Below are 17,197 nucleotides of genomic sequence, written 5' to 3'. Positions count from 1 at the left end.
GTGGTGCTCTCCCCGTCAGCCCTTGATGTACGGCTTGCCGTCCGCGGCCGGTGCCCGCACCCTACCGACCAGCCCGGCCACCGCCAGGATCGTCGCCAGGTAGGGCAGCATGGCCAGGAACTGGCTGGGGATCACACTGTTGATCGCGCCCAGGTAGGTGGCGAGCTGGTCGGCGAAACCGAAGAAGAGCGCGGCGAGCAGCGCGCCGGTCGGGTTCCACCGGCCGAAGATCAGCGCGGCCAGCGCGATGAAGCCCTTGCCGCCGATCATGTTCTTGGTGAACGAGAAGAGCGCCAGCGTGTAGGAGGCGCCGCCGATGCCGGCGACCACACCGGCCAGCAGCACGTTGCGGTAGCGCAGCCCGAGCACCCGGACGCCGAGGGTGTCGGCGGCGGTCGGGTGCTCGCCGACCGAGCGGGTGCGCAGGCCCCACCGGGTGCGGAACAGCCCGATGTGGATCACCAGCACCAGCAGCAGGCCGAGGTAGAGGAAGATGTTGCCGCGGAACAGCGCCGGGCCGAGCACCGGGATGTCCTTGAGCAGCGGGATCTCCCAGTTGCTGAAGCGGGGCGCGCTGTTGTAACGCTCGATGTTGGTCTGCATCAGCCGCTCGTAGAGGAAGCCGGTGACGCCGACCGCGAGCAGGTTCAGCACGATCCCCATGACCACCTGGTCGACCAGGTAGCGGATGGCGAAGATGGCCAGCAGCAGCGAGATCGTCGCGCCGCCGATCGCCGCCGCGACCAGACCCACCCAGACGTTGCCCGAGATGCTGCCGAAGAGCGCGCCGCTGAACGCGCCCATCAGCAACTGCCCCTCGATGGCCACGTTCACCACGCCGGAGCGCTCGCAGAGCACCCCGGCGAGCGCGCCGAAGATCAGCGGCAGGGCCAGGATGAAGGTGCCCCGCAGGATGTTGACCAGGGGCATGAAGTTCTGCCCGGTCGGGGCCGCGGAGACCTGCCAGCAGAGGAAGGAGAGCACGAAGCCGACCAGCCCGACGCCGAGCACGGTGACGAACCAGCGCTTCGGCACCCCGGCGAGCAGCGCCGCGCCGGCGGCGAGCGCGACGATCCCGAAGAGGATGGCGCCGAACGTGCCGTTGATCTCCAACGCGGCGCCGGCGGCGTCCTCGCTGAGCGTGAACCGGGCCTGCTGGTCGGTGGCGAGCGCGCCGAACAGCACCGCGGCCAGCAGGCCGAGCACCGCCAGCACGAGGCCGACCTTGCGGTTACGCGTCCAGAAGCCCTCGTTGACCGGGGCGACCGCGACGTCCGGGACAGCCATGGTGGACATGAGTTACCAGCCCTTCGCCAGGCTCGTCTGCAACCGGGCGGCCCGTGCGGCCCGGAGCTGGAAGATCGCCTTCACCAGGGCCGGCGCGGCGATGAAGATGACGATCAGCGCCTGGAGCACCGTGACCAGCTCCAGCGAGATACCGGAGTACGACTGCATCCGGTTGCCGCCGGCCTGCAGCGCACCGAAGAGCAGCGCGGCGAGCGCGACACCCCACGGCTTGACCCGGCCGAGCAGGGCCACCAGGATGCCGTCGAAGCCGATCTGGGCCACCACCAGCGGGGTGAGCGCGCTGGCGGTGGAGCCGAGCACCATGTTCGTGCCACCCAAGCCGGCCAGGGCCCCGGAGAACACCATGATCAGGATGAACGTCCGGGTGACGCTGATGCCGGCGGTCCGCGCGGCGTCCGGGTTGGCCCCGACGGCGCGCAGTTCGAACCCGAGCGTCGAGCGGTTGAGCAGCCAGGCGACCGCCCAGGTGGCCAGCACCGCCACCAGGATGCCGGCGTGCACCCGCAGGTTGTCGCCGAGCAGCCGGGGCAGCTGCGCCGAGGGGTCCACCGGCCTGCTGATCGCGTCGGTGCGGTTCGGGTCCTGCACCCCGTTCTGCACGATCAACCAGGTCAGGAAGTACGTGGCGACGTAGTTGAGCATGATCGTGTTGATCACCTCGTGCGCGCCGGCCCGCGCCTTGAGGATGCCCGGGATGAAGCCCCAGATCGCACCGCCGAGGCCACCGGCGAGCACCGCGACGAGCAGGTGCAGGCCGGGCGGGAGCGGCAGCAGGAAGCCGGCCAGCGCGGCCAGGATCACGCCGATGGTGGCCTGGCCCTGGGCGCCGATGTTGAACAGGCCGCCGCGGAAGGCAAGCGCCACCGAGAGGCCGGTGAAGACCAGCGGCGCGGTGTAGGTGAGCGTCTCGGAGATCGGCGCGAGCACCGCCTGCCACCCGTTGTCACCGTTCAGCCAGTCGGAGAAGGCCTCCGGGTCGAAGACCGAGCCCTTGAACAGGTTGGCGTACGCCTCGCTGACCAACGTCCAGCTGGCGCTGAACGCGTCCGACGGGCGGGCGGTGATGTACGAGTAGGTCGACAGGACTTCCGGATCCGAGATGATCATCAGGATGCCGCCGACCACGATCGCCAGCACCAGCGAGAGCAGGGTGACCGTGAAGGTGTTGGCCGCCCAGAGGTTGTCCAGGAACAGCCGGCCGAGAGTGGGTCGGGGCTCGGGCGCGCCGCCCTGCGGCGTCGTCGCCGGCTCGGCCCGCTCGGTGTTGCCGAGCGCGTTCTGCGCCGCCTGCGCCTCGGTCGCCGGCTCCTTGTCCGGCGAACCCGACTGCGGGGTGGGGTTGCTCATGCCTGCACTCCGCTGCGCTCCGTGCCGGCATGAGGCTCGGCCGCACTGCACCTGATGATTCGCTCGCTGCGCTCGCTCATGCCTCGTCCTCGCTACCTGGGCCCTCGGCGGACGTCGCGCCACCGTCGCTCGCCGCCGCGCCACCGGTCTGCCCGGGCGCCGCGCCGTCGGCCGGCTCGGCCGCCGGGCCACGAACCTGTTCGGCCGCCACGTCCGGCGCGATGCCGGCCATCAGCAGGCCGATCTCCTCGCGGGGGGTCTCCGGGCCGACGATGCCGATGATCCGGCCGCGGTACATCACCGCGATCCGGTCGGCCAGCCCGATCACCTCGTCCAGCTCGCTGGAGACGACCATGACGGCGGTGCCGATGTCCCGCTCCCGGATGACCCGGCTGTGGATGAACTCGATCGATCCCACGTCCACGCCGCGGGTCGGCTGGGCGGCGATGAAGAGCTTCAGCGGTCGGGAGAGCTCCCGGGCCACGATCACCTTCTGCTGGTTGCCGCCGGAGAGGGTGCCCACCGGCGCATCGGCCGAGGAGGTGCGCACGTCGAACTGCGCGATCCGCTCCTTCGCCGAGGCGGCGATGGCGTCCGGCTTGAGCGAAAGTCCCTTGCCGAACGGCGCCCGGTCGTAAATGTCCAGCACCAGGTTCTCGGCGACGCTGAACTCCTTGACCAGCCCGTCGACGCTGCGGTCCTCGGGCACGTAGCCGACGCCGGCCCTGAGCACCTTCTTGGTCGCCCAGCCGTCGATCCGGTCGCCGTCGAGGGTGACCGTCCCGGCGAGCACCGGGCGCAGGCCCATGATCGCCTCGATCAACTCGGTCTGGCCGTTGCCCTGCACGCCCGCCACGCCGAGCACCTCACCGGCGCGCACGGTCAGGTTGATGCCGTCGACCGCGCGGATCTGCCGGTCGTCGTCCACCACCAGCCCGGCGACCTCGAGCACCGGCCGGCCCGGGGTGGCCTCGGCCTTCTCCACGGTGAGCCGGACGCTACGGCCGACCATCAGCGCGGCCAGCTCGTCCCGGCTCGCCTCGGGGGAGGCCGTGCCGACCGTCTTGCCGCGCCGGATCACGGTGATCCGGTCGGCGATCGCCTTCACCTCACCGAGCTTGTGGGTGATGAAGACGATCGACTTGCCGGCGGCCTTGAGCGACCGCATGACGGCGAGCAGCTCCTCGGTCTCCTGCGGGGTGAGCACCGCGGTCGGCTCGTCGAGGATGAGCAGGTCGACGTCACGGGTGAGCGCCTTGACGATCTCCACCCGCTGCTGGATGCCGACCGGCAGGTCCTCGATCACCGCATCCGGGTCGACCCGCAGGTTGTATCGCTCGGAGACCTCGGTGACCTGGCGGCGGGCTCGCCGTCGATCCAGGAAACCGGCGATGCCGCCCCGCACCTGTTCCGCGCCGAGCATGACGTTCTCGGCCACCGTGAAGACCGGCACCAGCATGAAGTGCTGGTGCACCATGCCGATCCCGGCGGCGATCGCGTCGGACGGGCCCTTCAGCTTCAGCGGCTGGCCGTCGACCAGGATCTCGCCCTCGTCGGGCTGGTAGAGCCCGTAGAGCACGTTCATCAGGGTCGACTTGCCGGCGCCGTTCTCGCCGAGCAGGGCGTGAATCTCTCCAGGCTCCACCGTCAGGTCGATGTGGTCGTTGGCGACCAGATCACCGAACCGCTTGGTGATGCCGCGCAGTTCGAGTCTCAGCGCAACCTCCTGGAGTGCGAGCGATGGTGCAGCGTAGCTGCCGGTCGACCCGACCGCTGACCGGGCCGGGCGCCGTTGCGGGCGCGCGATCGGCCGCCCCCGCCCGGCGGGGTGGGTGCCCCCGCCGGGCCGGAGCGGCCGGATCGGTCGTACCTGTTACCGCCGGCTCCACCCGATGATCTCACCGGTGGTACCGGCCAGTCGTCACTTGGTCGGCTGGGCCTTCGAGGTGACGGTGATGGTGCCGGCGGAGATGTCCGCCTTGATCTTGTCGACCTCGGCCTTCAGCTCGGCCGGAACCTTGCTGTCGAAGTCGTGGTACGGGGCGATCGAGACGCCGGTGTTGGCCAGGGTGCCGACGAAGCCCGGCTGGGCAGCGAGCTTCTCGCCACCGGCGGCCTTGAGCACAGCCTCCTTGACAGCCTCCGGGATGTTCTTGACCACGGTGGTCAGGATCGCGGAGCAGTCCGGGGTGCTCTCGCAGCCGTCGACGTCCACCCAGATGGTGCTGTACTTGCCACCCGAGGCCTTCGCCGCGGCGGTGGTGCCGAGGCCGGAGCCGCCGGCGACCGGCATGATGATGTCCGCGCCCTGGGCGACCAGCGCGTCGGAGACCTTCTTGCCCTCGTCCTGCTTGGCGAAGTCGTTGGTGAAGGAGCCCTTCTGGGTCTCCTTGTTCCAACCCAGGGCCTGGACGTTCTTGCCCTTGGTCTTGTTGTAGTGCGCGACGCCGTCGACGAAGCCGTCCATGAAGATGGTCACCGGCGGGATCGGCAGGCCACCGTAGGTGCCCACCTTGCCGCTCTTGCTCATCCCGGCGGCCAGGTAGCCGGCCTGGAAGGCGGCCTGGGCGGTGTCGAACTGCATCGGGTAGACGTTCGCCACGCCCGGGTTCGCGTCGACGATGCCGAACTGCTGGTTCGGGTTCGCCTCGGCGATCTTCTTGGTGGCGTCACCCATCAGGCCACCAACGGCCAGGATGAAGTTGCACTTCTGGTTGACGAACTGCGTCAGGTTGGGCTCGTAGTCCGCCTCGGCCTTCGACGCCACGAACTTGGGGTCGATGTTGCTGTTGGCCGCCTGGGCATCCTTGAGCCCCTGCCATGCCGAGGTGTTGAACGACTTGTCGTCGATGCCGCCGACGTCGGTCACCATACAGGCGGTGAACTTCTTGCCGCCGTCACCGGCGCCGTTGTTCTCATCCGGCGCCTCGCCACAAGCGGCGGCGCTCAGCACGAGCCCACCCGCCGCCACGATCGAGGCGATCCGCATCCCACGCACCGAGCGCAAGACGTCTCCTTCCCATTGCACACCGCGCCTAGTGCGGTGGCAGCCCTTGAGCCGGCTTGCGCTGTGCCGCCGGCGTCCCACGTTACGGACGGGAGCGTACGCCCGCGCCCACCCACCGGCCGACAATCGTGCACGACTGTTGAGTGCCTGTTACCCCTACGTAACCCTTCGGTGGGGCAGATCACTCTTCGTGCCGGTAGACGCGCGCCCAGGCGTGGCGAAACGTCCGGTTCTGCGGACGTCGCCGCAAGCCTGACGTTACCGCCAGAAGACCGCCACCGCCGCGTTGACCAGGGTCAACCCGACAATTGCGAGGAAGTGACCCCGGTTGACGTCGGCCCGCTTGCGGGAGAAGAAGACCATTACGAAGATCAGCACCGCGATGACGAACTTGGTAACAAGCTTCGCCGGTGCCGGTTCGTCCCCGTCGCGCAGCGGCGCGCTGAGCCCGATACCGGTCAGCAACTGAATCACGGCGCCCCAGAGCATGGCCGCGTTGATCCGCAGCCGGCCGCTCGCGTACTGGGCGATCGAACCGCCCAGCAGCAACGCGAACCCGATGAGATGGACGTAGAGAAGGATCAGCCTCAGTGCTTCCACGGGCACCATCCTCCCCTATCAACGACACTTTGTAGTAGGGGGCGGCGGGCGCGGCGAGCCGCAGCCCGCTGAGCTGGGCACACCGCCGCCGTCCGACCCGCGGCCCGACCGGTCAGCCCACGGACACCGCGGCGCGCTCGGCCGGACCGCCGACCGCCGGCGCCGATCCGGCCCCGCCGGGCGAGCAGCACCAGGAGCAACCCCGCCACGGCGTACCCGGCGAGGATCGCCACCGCCTGGCCGGCGCCGGCGCCGGCGAAGAAGGCGGCGGAGCGCAGCGCGGTACCGCCCGCGCCGACCGGCAGCCACTGCCCGATCTCGCCCCAGGGTTGGGGCAGCAGCTCGGGGGCGGCGGAGACCGCCGAGAGCGGGTTACCGACCAGGAAGACCAGCAGTGCGCCCAGCCCGATCCCCGGCCGGCCGAGCACCGCACCCAGCCCGGCGACGGTGGCCCCGGCGGCGAGCGCGAAGAGCACGATCACCCCCCTCGGCGAGCCGGTCCCCGCCGATCACGCCCAGCCAGTCGTGCAGCACGACGACACCCGCTGCCCCGGCGACCACGGCGTAGGCCGCCAGCGACCCCGCGGTCGGTCTGACCCCCGCCGAGGGAGGTCCGCACCGGCCAGCCGGAGCGCGTGCCCGAGCTCAGCTCAGCCGCCAGACCTGGAAGGTGGGACCGTCGCCCGGCAGCGTCACCGCGCCGTCCCGGTCGGGCCGCAGCGCGGGCGCGCCGCCGTACAGGTTCTCGCCGACCGGAAGCCCGGCCAGCCGGACCGGCCCGGCGACCGAACGTCGAGCCAGCACCAGCACCGAGCCCGCCGGTGACTCGCGCAGGAAGATCAGAGTGTCCGGGTCGGAATGCAGCCACCGCAGGCCGCCGTGGCGCAGCGCGGGCTCGGCGCGACGCAGCGCGAGCAGCGACCGGTACGCGGCGAAGGTCCCCGCGTCCCAGCTCTCCGGCCGGTGCCACGGCATCGGGGTACGCGAACCCTCGCCGTTGACGCCGGTGAGGCCGAGTTCGTCCCCTGCGAAGATCATCGGAGTGCCGGGCATGGTGGCGAGCAGCCCGGCCGCCACCTCCTGCCGGGCGGCGTCGCCGACCACCGTCCGGATCCGGGCCGAGTCGTGCGAGCCGAGCAGCTGCCACGAATGGGTGTACGAGCGCCAGGAGACCAGTGACCGGAAGGCGTGCATGGTGGCCAGCACCGCCTCGGCGTCCCGGCGGCGCACCCCGCCCGGGGTGCCGAGGAAGTTCGGCACCGGCTGATCGCCGTGGCGCAGCCAGGACCAGACCGGGTCGGTGAAGCCGACGTAGTTCATGGTCCCGTGCCAGCCGTCGCGGTCCAGGTCACCGGTGTGGTCGTGCCCGTGTTCGGCCATCACCAGGCCGTCCGGCCGGGTCTGCGCCACCACGGCCCGCAGCAGCGCGGCCACCTCGTGGGTGTACGCGTCGGCGCCCCGCCGACCGGTCATGTTCGCCACGTCCACCCGCCAGCCGTCCAACCGGTACGGCTCGCGAAGCCAGCGGCGCAGCAGCGAGTCGGGCGCGGTGGCGAAGCGGCGGCGCAGCTCGGCGCTGCCCCAGTTCAACTTCGGCAGCGACCTGACCCCGTTCCAGGACTCGTAGTCGCCGGTCACCTCGTCGAAGTAGTACAGCTCCCGCTCGGCAGCGTGGACGTCGGCGGTGGCCGCGGTGAACCAACCGTGCGCGTCGCCGGTGTGGTTGCTGGTGATGTCACCGAGCAGCCGCCAACCGCGGGTGTGCACCGCGTCGGCGAGCCGGGCCAGCGCGGCGTCCCCGCCGAGCAGCGGGTCGACGGTGTCGAAGCTCGCCGCGTCGTAGCGGTGGTTGGAGCGGGCCGGGAAGATCGGGGTGAGGTAGACGGTGTTCACCCCGAGCCGGTCCAGGTGGTCCAGCCGCTCGACGACGCCGTCCAGGTCGCCGCCGTAGAACTGGTGTGGTGTCTCCGGGCCGCGCCCGATCACCGGCGTCTCCCAGTCGCACGGGATCGCCCAGTCCGGCGGCACCCGCCCGTCCGCGTTGGCGGAGCGGGCGAACCGGTCCGGGAAGATCTGGTAGATCACCGCGTCCCGCGCCCAGGCCGGCGGCGGGGCGTGAGTGACCAGCTTGAAGTCGCCGTGGTCCGGGACGTCGTGGCCGACCACCCCGGCGGCGTTCAGCCAGCGTTGGCCACGGCCGCCGGTGAGCAGGAAGCGGTAGTTGCTGACCGGGTTGCGGACCTCGACCGGAGCACGCCACCAGACCTCGTCGCCGTCGACCCGGTCCACCACCGCCTCGGTGAACCGGGGCTCGCCGTCACCGGTGGTGCGAACGTGTACCCGCCGGACGTCGGCGCCGGCCGGTGCCCGGACGAAGACGTCGACTGTGTCACCGAGCGAGGGCTCCTGCTCGGGGACGTGAAGAGCGGAGCCGTCGTGGTGCGCGAGCACGGCAGGGGGTCCTTCCGTTGTGGGCTGGGCCGGGCTGGACGGTGCGCGGCGGGCCGGCAGGCCCTGTCGGCCGGGCCCGCGAGCCAGGTCGACCGGGCCCGCGAGCCAGGTCGGCCGGGCCCGCGAGCCAGGTCGGCCGGGCCCGCGAGCCAGGTCGGCCGGGCCGGCCGGGTCCCCGTCGACTCCTTTGCTCTGCTTCAGCCGAGGCAACGGCGTCCGTCCGGATATCGGACGGCAGCCGTTGCCGTCGCTGAAGCAGAGCAAAGGACGCGACGGACGATGCCGCGCCGCCGGGCACTCCGACGTTGACGCCTCGGAGCAGTACCACTCAGCTCGCCCTCGGCGATGAGCGGCCACCCCTCCGATTCACCCCTTCACCGCTCCGGAGGTCAGGCCGGAGACGATGTAGCGCTGCAGGAGCTGGAAGACCAGCACGGTGGGGATCGCGGTGAGCAGGGTGGCCGCCGCGAACATCCCGAAGTTGTTGTTCCGCTCGCCGGCCACCATGCCGTACATGCCGACCGCGAGGGTCTTCGACTCGGTGTCGGTGAGGAACACGTTCGCGAGCATGAACTCGTTGATCGTGCCGATGAAGGAGAGCAGCGCGGTCACCGCCAGGATCGGCGCGATCAGCGGCAGCATGATCCGGAAGAAGATCTGGGCGTGCGTGGCGCCGTCCATGGTGGCCGACTCGTCCAGCTCTCTCGGCAGGGTGTCGAAGAAGCCCTTCATCAGCCAGGTGTTCACGCCCAGCGCACCGCCCATGTAGAGCAGGAACAACCCCCAGGGCGTGTTGAAGCCGATCCCCGGCCACAGGTCGGTGATCGTTGTGAAGATCAGGAAGATCGCCACGACCGCCAGGAACTGCGGAAACATCTGGATCAGCAGCAGCGCGAGCAGCCCGATCCGGCGGCCCGCGAAGCGCATCCGGGAGAAGGCGTACGCCGCCAGCGCGGAAAGGAAGATCGACACCAACGCGGCGAGGCCGGCGACGAGCACGCTGTTGGCGAACCAGCGGGCGAACGCGAACTGCGCGAAGAGGTTCCCGAAGTTCTCCACCGACACCCCGTCGGTCGGCACCAGTTCGGTGGACGAGAGCGTGCCGCGCGGGTTGAGCGCCGCGGAGAGCACGAACACGATCGGGAAGAGACTGAACACCACCGCCAGCACCCCGACCAGGTGCCGCCAGCCGACCTGGCGGAACCACCGGCCCTTCGACCCGCCGCGCGAGTTGCGGTTGACGACCGACGCGCCGCCGGCCGTGTCGCCGGCGGCCCGGACCCCGCTGAGCGTGCTCATGCCGGCACTCCGCTGCACACCGTGCCGCCAAGAGGGTTCGCTCGCTGACGCTCGCTCATGCGTACACCTCCTCCTGCTTGCGGGTACGTCGGAAGCTGATCGCCGAGACCGTCGCGACGATCGCGAAGATGAAGATCGAGACCGCGGCGGCCGTGCCGTACTCGGCGCCCTGAGCGCCGAAGGCCAGCCGGTAGGTGTAGGTGATCAGCAGGTCCGTCGCCCCGTTGCGCGGGTTGTCTGCCGGGAACGGGCCGCCCTCGGTGGTCAGCCAGATCGCGTTGATGTTGTTGAAGTTGTACGCGAACGACGCGATAAGCAGCGGAGAGAGCGCGACCAGCAGCAGCGGCAGGGTCACCGCGCGGAACGACTGCCAGGGTGACGCCCCGTCCACCGACGTCGCCTCGGTCAGCTCCGCGGGGATGGCCTGCAACGCGCCGGTGGCCACCAGGAACATGTACGGGTAGCCGAGCCAGAGCTGCACCAGCAGCACCGCCGCCCGGGCCGACCAGTCCTGACCGAACCAGTCGACGCCGAGCCCGAACAGGTTGTTGACCAGGCCGAAGTCGGTGTTGAACATGTCCCGCCAGATCAGCAGCATCGCGAACGACGGCATGGCGTACGGCAGGATCAGCAGCACCCGGTAGAGGTTGGTGCCGCGCACCCGCGGCGAGTGCAGCGCCAGCGCGATGGCCATACCGAGCAGGAAGGTGAGCCCGGTGGAGCCGATCGCGAAGCCGAAGTTCCAGATCAGGGTGCCGAAGAACGGCCCGGAGATGTTCGGGTCGGTCAGCACCCGGCTGAAGTTCGAGAGCCCGACGTTGACCTTCCAACCCTGGGCCAGCCGCTCACCGTCGGCGGCGACGAAGGAGCCGGTCTCCTCGTCCGCGGACCAGGACTTGCCGGTCTCGCTGTCTCGGACGCAGTCGCAGCCCGCGTCGTACGCCCGGACCGCCTTGCCCTCATAGGCGCGGGTCAGCCCGGTGGACCGGATCGCGCCACCGGCGGTCGGCACGACCAGGTCGGTGATCTCCTGACCGCGGGCGCCGGCCTGGCCGAAGTTCAGCACGGTGTAGCCGTCGGCGGCGGTGACCTTGCCGCCCGGTGCGACGGTGACGTCGGCCGGGTCGAGCTGGCGCAGCCCCTCGGCGTCGCCGACCGAGACGATGCCGGTGCTCGGGTCGGTGACCAGGAAGACCAGCGGACCGGCGGTCGGGGCGCCCTTCGTGGCGATGGAGAGGGCGTACTCGACAGAGCCGGGCACCTGCTTGACCGAGGCCGTCTGGATGGCGACGACCGCGTCGTCCTTGGTGCCGCGGTGCCCGTCACCGAAGTTCGTGAAGGCGGTGCTCGCCGTGTAGAGCACCGGGAACACCTGGAACGCGATCAGGAAGAGCGTTCCGGGAACCAGGTACTTCGCCGGGATGTGCCGGGGGGTGAGGTAGAGGTAGAACAGGCCGGCCGTGGTCGCCGCCAGCAGGGCCAGCCCGACCCACTTCTCCGCCTCGACCAGCGGGAAGGCGGCCCAGGTGGCAATGCCGGCGGTCAGGCCGAGCAGGACCACCTTGACCGCCAGTCCGGTCAGGGTGGTCGGCGCGTGGTCACGCGCGGCGCGTTGCCCCGGGGGCCGGGAGCCGACGGGCTCCCGGCCCGGGGCCTGCTGGGCAGACCCCGGGCCGGACAGCGGCGCGTTCATTACTTGATCTGGCCAGCGATCGTCTTGCCGGCCGCGGTGATCGTCTTGGCCGGGTCGGCGCCGCCGATGACGGCGGCCTCCGCCTTGCCGAACGGGTCCCAGATGGCGGCCATCGCCGGGATCGCCGGGAGCACCTGGCCGTTCTTGCCGGCCTCGGTGAACTTGGCCAGGTCGGGGTCGGTGCCCTTGACCTGGTCGAGCGCGGCGGTCAGCGCCGGCGGGCGGGGCTCGGCGTTGTAGAGCGCGACGGCCAGGTCCGGCTTGGTCACGTAGTTGGCCACGAACTCCTGGGCCAACGCCTTGTTCTTGCCCTTCGACGCGACGTAGAACGCCTGGACGCCGACGAACGGCTGGGCCTCCTTGCCGCCGGCGAAGCCGGGGACCGGGGAGATGTCGTACTTGATGCCGGCCTTCTTGGCGTCCGCGATGGCCCACGGGCCGGAGACCAGGAAGGCGCACTTCTTGGCCCCGAAGGTGGCGATCGAGTTCTCGCCGGTGATGGAGCGCTTCAACGCCCCCTCGCCCTTCTCGCCGAGCGCGCCGATCTTCTTGAACGCCTCGATCGACTCCGGCTTGCCCACGCCCAGGTCCTTCGGGTCGTAGTCGCCGTTGGCCGCCGTGCCGAAGAGGTAGCCGCCGGCCGAGGTGTAGAGCGGGTAGATGTGGTACGCGTCGCCGTTCTGGCCGGACTGGAGGCAGAGGATCTCGCTGGCCTTCTTGTCCGCCTTGAGCTTCTTGCCGGTGGCGACCAGGTCCTCGATGGTCTTCGGCGCCTCGGGAGCCAGCTCGGTGTTGCGGATCAGGGCGAGGTTCTCCATCGCGTACGGCGCGCCGTAGAGCTGGCCGTTGAAGGTGACCGCCTTGATCGCGGTCTCGTTGAACGCGCTCTTCTGCTCGGCGGCGAGCTGCACCGGGTCGATGGCCCCGTTCTGCACCAGGTTGCCGATCCAGTCGTGCGCGCCGACCACGACGTCCGGTCCGCTGCCCTGCTGCGAGGCGGTCACGAAGTTGGTCTGCAGGTCCTTGGAGACGGCCTGCACCTCGACGGTGACGCCGTTCTCCTGGCCGAACTTCTCGGCGAACGGCTTGAGGGCGGCGGTCCGCTTGTCGTCGGCCCAGATCACCAGCTTGCCGCCGGCGGCCTTGGGGGATTCGTTCGTGGCCGGCTCGTCGCTGTCGCCGCCACAGCCCGAGGCGGCGAGCGCCAGGGCGAAGACGGCGACCACACCCGCGGTACGGATGCGCATCGGTACTCCTGTCGTCGTGGCGGGTCCGCCGGGGGAAGGGCGCCCGCCAGTGGGAACCTGAGAAAGTTCTTGCCAACCGGCGCACGGTCACGGCGCCGCTGCTGTCGCGTGTTGCGGGGACGTTAGCAAGGGGTTTCAAAGAATGGAAGACCTTGCAGAACCGTACGCAAGAACTTGCCCTTGGGCTAAAGTGCCGCCATGCGCGCTCGACTGTCCGACATCGCCCAACAGGCCGAAGTCAGCGAGGCCACGGTGTCGCGGGTGCTCAACGACCGCCCCGGTGTGGCCCCGGAGACCCGCCAGGCCGTCCTCACCGCCCTCGACGTGCTCGGCTACGAGCGGCCGGCCCGGCTGCGCAAGCGCAGCGCCGGCCTGGTCGGCCTGGTGGTGCCGGAGCTGGACAACCCGATCTTTCCCGCCTTCGCGCAGGTCATCGAGTCGACCCTGGCGCAGAGCGGGTTCACCCCGGTGCTCTGCACCCAGACCCCGGGCGGGGTCACCGAGGACGAGTACGTCGAGATGCTGCTGGACCGGCAGGTCTCCGGGATCGTCTTCGTCTCCGGCCTGCACGCCGACACCGCCGCCAACCACGAGCGCTACCGCGCCCTGATCGCCCGGCCGCTGCCGGTCGTGATGATCAACGGGTACGTGCCGGACGTGGCGGCCCCCTTCGTCTCCTGCGACGACGGCGAGGCCGCCGAGCTGGCCGTCGCCCACCTGGTCGCGCTCGGGCACCGGCGGATCGGCCTGATCACCGGCCCGGACCGGTTCGTGCCGGTGCAGCGCAAGGTGGCCGGCTGGCGCGACGCGATGCGCCGGCTGGCCGGGCTGACCGAGTCCGAACTGGACGAACTCGCCGAGCTCACCCTCTTCGGCGTCGAGGGTGGCGAGGCCGCCGCCGGTCGTTTGCTGGACCGCGGCGTCACCGGCGTCGTCTGCGGCTCGGACCTGATGGCGCTCGGCGCCGTCCGGGCAGCCCGGCAGCGCGGCCTTACGGTCCCCGCCGACCTCTCCGTGGTCGGCTACGACGACTCACCGCTGATGGCCTTCACCGACCCGCCGCTGACCACCATGCGGCAGCCGGTGATCGCGATGGCGGTGGCCGCCGTCCGGGCCCTGGTCGACGAGATCAACGGGCACGCCGCGCCGCACTCCGAGTACCTGTTCCGCCCCGAGCTGGTGGTCCGCGGCTCCACCGCGGTCGCGCCGGCGAACCCGGCCCGCCCGGCGCCCGGTGGGTCGGCCCGGCGGCGCCCGACGCCACCCGCGCTGGCCATACCGGCCTGACCCAGCCCGCCAGCCGGGCTCTGCGGCCCGCAACGCCGACCATTTCTTGCGCAAGCGCTGCTTGACTCTTGCAGCGCCCGGCCGGCATTCTGCTCAGACACCCACCGCACCCCAGACCACCGGGTGTCGACGTCACGCGCCCGAGAACGGACACGCCACCGATGACCGCCACCTCCGCCGACCCGCCGACCGACGCCGCCGAGGACTGGTGGCGCTCCGCGGTCGTCTACCAGGTCTACGTCCGCAGCTTCGCCGACGCGAACGGCGACGGCATCGGTGACCTGCGGGGCCTCCGGGAGCGCCTGCCGTACCTGCGCGACCTCGGGGTGGACGCGCTCTGGCTGACCCCCTTCTACACCTCCCCGATGGTGGACGGCGGCTACGACGTGGCCGACTACCGCGACGTCGACCCGATGTTCGGCACCCTCGTCGACTTCGACGCGATGATCACCGACGCGCACACCCTCGGGCTGCGGATCATCGTCGACCTGGTGCCGAACCACACCTCCAACGCGCACCCCTGGTTCACCGCCGCGCTCGCCGCCACCCCGGGCTCCCCGCAGCGGGCCCGCTACCTCTTCGCCGAGGGCCGGGGCGAGCACGGCGAGCTGCCACCCAACGACTGGGAGAGCATCTTCGGCGGCCCAGCCTGGACCCGGGTGCCGGACGGCCAGTGGTACCTGCACCTGTTCGACCTGGCCCAGCCGGACCTGAACTGGCGGCACCCCGAGGTCCGCGCCGAGTTCGAAGACGTACTGCGCTTCTGGCTGGACCGGGGCGTGGACGGCTTCCGGATCGACGTGGCGCACGGAATGATCAAGGCCGAGGGGCTGCCCGACGTCGGATTCAGCACGCTGACCACCGGCCAGCGCCAGGTCGAACTGCTCGGCAAGGGCCGGCTCCCCTACTTCGACCAGGACGAGGTGCACGACATCTACCGCTCCTGGCGGCCGATCCTGGACAGCTACCCCGGCGGCCGGATGGCGGTGGCGGAGGCGTGGGCCGAGACGCCGCAGCGGCTGGCCCGCTACATCGGCCCGGACGAGCTGCACCAGGCATTCAGCTTCGACTTCCTCGACGCAACCTGGTCGGCCGACTCGTTCCGCAAGGTCATCGACACCGCGCTGGCCGAGTCGACCATCGTCGGCGCGCCGACCACCTGGGTGCTCTCCAACCACGACAAGCAGCGGCACGTCACCCGCTACGGCGACGGGCCGGAGGGGCTGCGCCGGGCCCGCGCGGCCACCCTGCTGATGCTCGCGCTGCCCGGCTGCGCCTACCTCTACCAGGGCGAGGAGCTGGGCCTGCCGGAGGTGCTGGACCTGCCCGACGAGCTGCGCCAAGACCCGGCGTTCCTGCGTACCGGCGAGAGCCGGGACGGCTGCCGGGTGCCGATCCCGTGGAGCGGCGAACTCGCGCCGTACGGATTCGGCCCGGCCGACAGCGAGCTGAGCTGGCTGCCGGCCCCGGCCACCTGGCGTGCGCTCTCGGTCGCCGCCCAGACCGGCGACCCCGGCTCCACCCTGGAGCTCTACCGCGCCGCCCTGCGGATCCGACGCGAACACCCGGCGCTGGCGGCCGACGCCGGCCCGGTCACCTGGCTGGAGACCGGGCCCGGCGTGCTGGCCTTCACCCGCACCGCGGGCGACGCCGTGCTGACCTGCGTGGTGAACATCAGCGGCGCCCCGGCGCTGATCGACGGGTACGGCGAGCCGCTGGCCGCCAGCGGACCGCTCACCGCGCAGGGCACCGGGCACCTGCTGCCGGTGGACGCCGCGGCCTGGTTCGATCGGAGCTGAACGGGTAAGCCCTCAGCAACCTGGTCGTCCGTTGTGCCCCGCGCCGACGGGCGACTGGGCTACCGGCCCCTTGTGGTGGGGGGTGAGGTGGCACCGGCGTCTCGCGGGGTCCGCCCTGCGGGGCGCCGGCGTCCGCCCGGAACCGGAAAACCACAATGGTCGGTGCGTCCACGTGTCGCCCCGCCGCCGCCCGGGTACCGCACCGGGCAGTGGCGACGGAGGTGGTGCACATGGTGGCACGGGTGACGCAGTACACCCTCGACGTCGAGGACGTCGATCTGATGGTGACGTTCTGGTCCGGGGCGCTCGGTTACACCGTCGAGCAGGGCGATGACGGCAGCGCGAAGCTCTGGCCCGCCGACGGTGCGACCGGCCCCACGGTGTGGCTGCAGGGCTCCGGCACCGCGAAGCGGGGCAAGAACCGGCTGCACCTGGACCTGGTCAGCGACGGCGACCCGGGCGCGGAGGTACAGCGGCTGATCGGGCTCGGCGCCCGGCACGCCGACGTCGGGCAGACCGGCGAGGAGCAGTTCGTGGTGCTCGCCGACCCGGAGGACAACGAGTTCTGCATCCTGAACGCCCAGCCGACGCGGCCCTGACCCCTCGGCGGCCGGGCCCGCGACATCGCCCGGGCCGACCCGCGCCGGATGCCCGCCTGAGCCCTCGCGGGCCGAGCGGTCACGCCCCCTTGGCGGTGAGGATCTCGGCGATGCGGCGGAACCCGGCGCGCAGCTCGGCCTCGGTGGGCGGGACGGCCCGCTCACCGTGGCCGGCCTCGTCCGCCGCCGCGTCCAGCTCCTCGTCGATGGTGTCCTCGAAATCGCCGTAGAGGTCGGCCTGGTCGACCTGTGCGGCCTCGTCCGCCGCCGCGATCTGGGCGGCGGCGATCTCGCTGCGGATCTCCTCGGCGGAGAGCGCCGGCAGCAGCGGCTCGACGACGGCCATCAGCTGTTCGTCGGCCACCACCGCCTCGGCCAGGGCGAGCGCGTGCGGACGCTCGTAGGGGCCGCAGACCACCGGCTCCCACTCGTCGTCGTCGCCGAGCGGACCGAGCGTGATGATCCACGGCAGGCCGAGCATCGGCGAGTCGCTCGGCAGGTCCAACGTCACGAGTGCGCCCACCGGCCCATCATCGTCCGTCTCCCCCGAGCCTCGGGCG

General features: G+C 71.1%; 14 protein-coding genes. 3 read left to right on the top strand and 11 right to left on the bottom strand.

Annotated elements, in window-relative coordinates:
- Positions 1 to 15: 15 nt before the first annotated feature.
- The 10 genes from AB0C04_RS04880 to AB0C04_RS04835 all read right to left on the bottom strand — a co-directional run bounded on the left by AB0C04_RS04880 (position 16) and on the right by AB0C04_RS04835 (position 12,952).
- On the bottom strand, positions 16 to 1,296 hold the full coding sequence (locus AB0C04_RS04880) for an ABC transporter permease (RefSeq protein ID WP_357048336.1): 1,281 nt from the start codon (positions 1,294 to 1,296) through the stop codon (positions 16 to 18).
- Between the two features lie 3 nt (positions 1,297 to 1,299).
- Positions 1,300 to 2,655, bottom strand: a complete 1,356-nt coding sequence (locus tag AB0C04_RS04875) for an ABC transporter permease (RefSeq protein ID WP_357048333.1) — start codon at positions 2,653 to 2,655, stop codon at positions 1,300 to 1,302.
- Between the two features lie 76 nt (positions 2,656 to 2,731).
- Complete coding sequence (locus AB0C04_RS04870) at positions 2,732 to 4,312, bottom strand: ABC transporter ATP-binding protein (RefSeq protein WP_357049129.1); 1,581 nt, start codon at positions 4,310 to 4,312, stop codon at positions 2,732 to 2,734.
- 264 nt (positions 4,313 to 4,576) lie between these two features.
- A complete protein-coding gene (locus tag AB0C04_RS04865; RefSeq protein WP_357049126.1) occupies positions 4,577 to 5,644 on the bottom strand; it encodes a BMP family ABC transporter substrate-binding protein in 1,068 nt (355 codons plus the stop codon).
- Positions 5,645 to 5,920: 276 nt separating this feature from the next.
- A complete protein-coding gene (locus AB0C04_RS04860; RefSeq protein ID WP_357048330.1) occupies positions 5,921 to 6,262 on the bottom strand; it encodes a hypothetical protein in 342 nt (113 codons plus the stop codon).
- Positions 6,250 to 6,738 carry a hypothetical protein gene (locus AB0C04_RS04855; RefSeq protein WP_357048326.1) on the bottom strand — a complete coding sequence of 163 codons (489 nt, stop codon included), beginning with the start codon at positions 6,736 to 6,738 and terminating at the stop codon, positions 6,250 to 6,252. Before AB0C04_RS04855 ends, AB0C04_RS04860 begins: the two co-directional genes overlap by 13 nt.
- Before the next feature lie 169 nt (positions 6,739 to 6,907).
- The gene (locus AB0C04_RS04850; RefSeq protein ID WP_357048323.1) at positions 6,908 to 8,713 is read right to left on the bottom strand and encodes a glycoside hydrolase family 13 protein; all 1,806 of its coding nucleotides are present in this window, start codon (positions 8,711 to 8,713) and stop codon (positions 6,908 to 6,910) included.
- Between the two features lie 366 nt (positions 8,714 to 9,079).
- Positions 9,080 to 10,012, bottom strand: coding sequence for a sugar ABC transporter permease (locus AB0C04_RS04845; protein WP_357048321.1), 933 nt, complete (start codon positions 10,010 to 10,012; stop codon positions 9,080 to 9,082).
- A 55-nt stretch (positions 10,013 to 10,067) separates the two neighbouring features.
- A complete protein-coding gene (locus AB0C04_RS04840) occupies positions 10,068 to 11,705 on the bottom strand; it encodes an ABC transporter permease subunit (protein ID WP_357048318.1) in 1,638 nt (545 codons plus the stop codon).
- Positions 11,705 to 12,952 carry a maltose ABC transporter substrate-binding protein gene (locus tag AB0C04_RS04835; protein WP_357048315.1) on the bottom strand — a complete coding sequence of 416 codons (1,248 nt, stop codon included), beginning with the start codon at positions 12,950 to 12,952 and terminating at the stop codon, positions 11,705 to 11,707. The genes AB0C04_RS04840 and AB0C04_RS04835 overlap by 1 nt, the downstream gene beginning before the upstream one ends.
- A gap of 198 nt (positions 12,953 to 13,150) precedes the next feature.
- Between AB0C04_RS04835 and AB0C04_RS04830 the strand changes: the two genes are divergently transcribed.
- The 3 genes from AB0C04_RS04830 to AB0C04_RS04820 all read left to right on the top strand — a co-directional run bounded on the left by AB0C04_RS04830 (position 13,151) and on the right by AB0C04_RS04820 (position 16,637).
- Entirely contained in the window at positions 13,151 to 14,239 is a 1,089-nt protein-coding gene (locus AB0C04_RS04830; RefSeq protein ID WP_357048312.1) for a LacI family DNA-binding transcriptional regulator, read from the top strand.
- Positions 14,240 to 14,400: 161 nt separating this feature from the next.
- Positions 14,401 to 16,038 (top strand): glycoside hydrolase family 13 protein, encoded by a 1,638-nt coding sequence (locus AB0C04_RS04825; protein WP_357048309.1) that lies wholly within the window; start codon positions 14,401 to 14,403, stop codon positions 16,036 to 16,038.
- A gap of 230 nt (positions 16,039 to 16,268) precedes the next feature.
- On the top strand, positions 16,269 to 16,637 hold the full coding sequence (locus AB0C04_RS04820) for a VOC family protein (RefSeq protein ID WP_357048306.1): 369 nt from the start codon (positions 16,269 to 16,271) through the stop codon (positions 16,635 to 16,637).
- Positions 16,638 to 16,716: 79 nt separating this feature from the next.
- On the opposite strand, the gene AB0C04_RS04815 is transcribed toward AB0C04_RS04820, so the two are convergent.
- Positions 16,717 to 17,160, bottom strand: a complete 444-nt coding sequence (locus tag AB0C04_RS04815) for a hypothetical protein (RefSeq protein ID WP_357048303.1) — start codon at positions 17,158 to 17,160, stop codon at positions 16,717 to 16,719.
- Positions 17,161 to 17,197 lie beyond the last annotated feature (37 nt).

This window comes from Micromonospora sp. NPDC048909 (genome assembly GCF_040649635.1).
Taxonomy (GTDB): domain Bacteria; phylum Actinomycetota; class Actinomycetes; order Mycobacteriales; family Micromonosporaceae; genus Micromonospora.
Note: the sequence above shows the minus strand (reverse complement) of the source record. Positions and strands in the feature narration are given on the sequence as shown.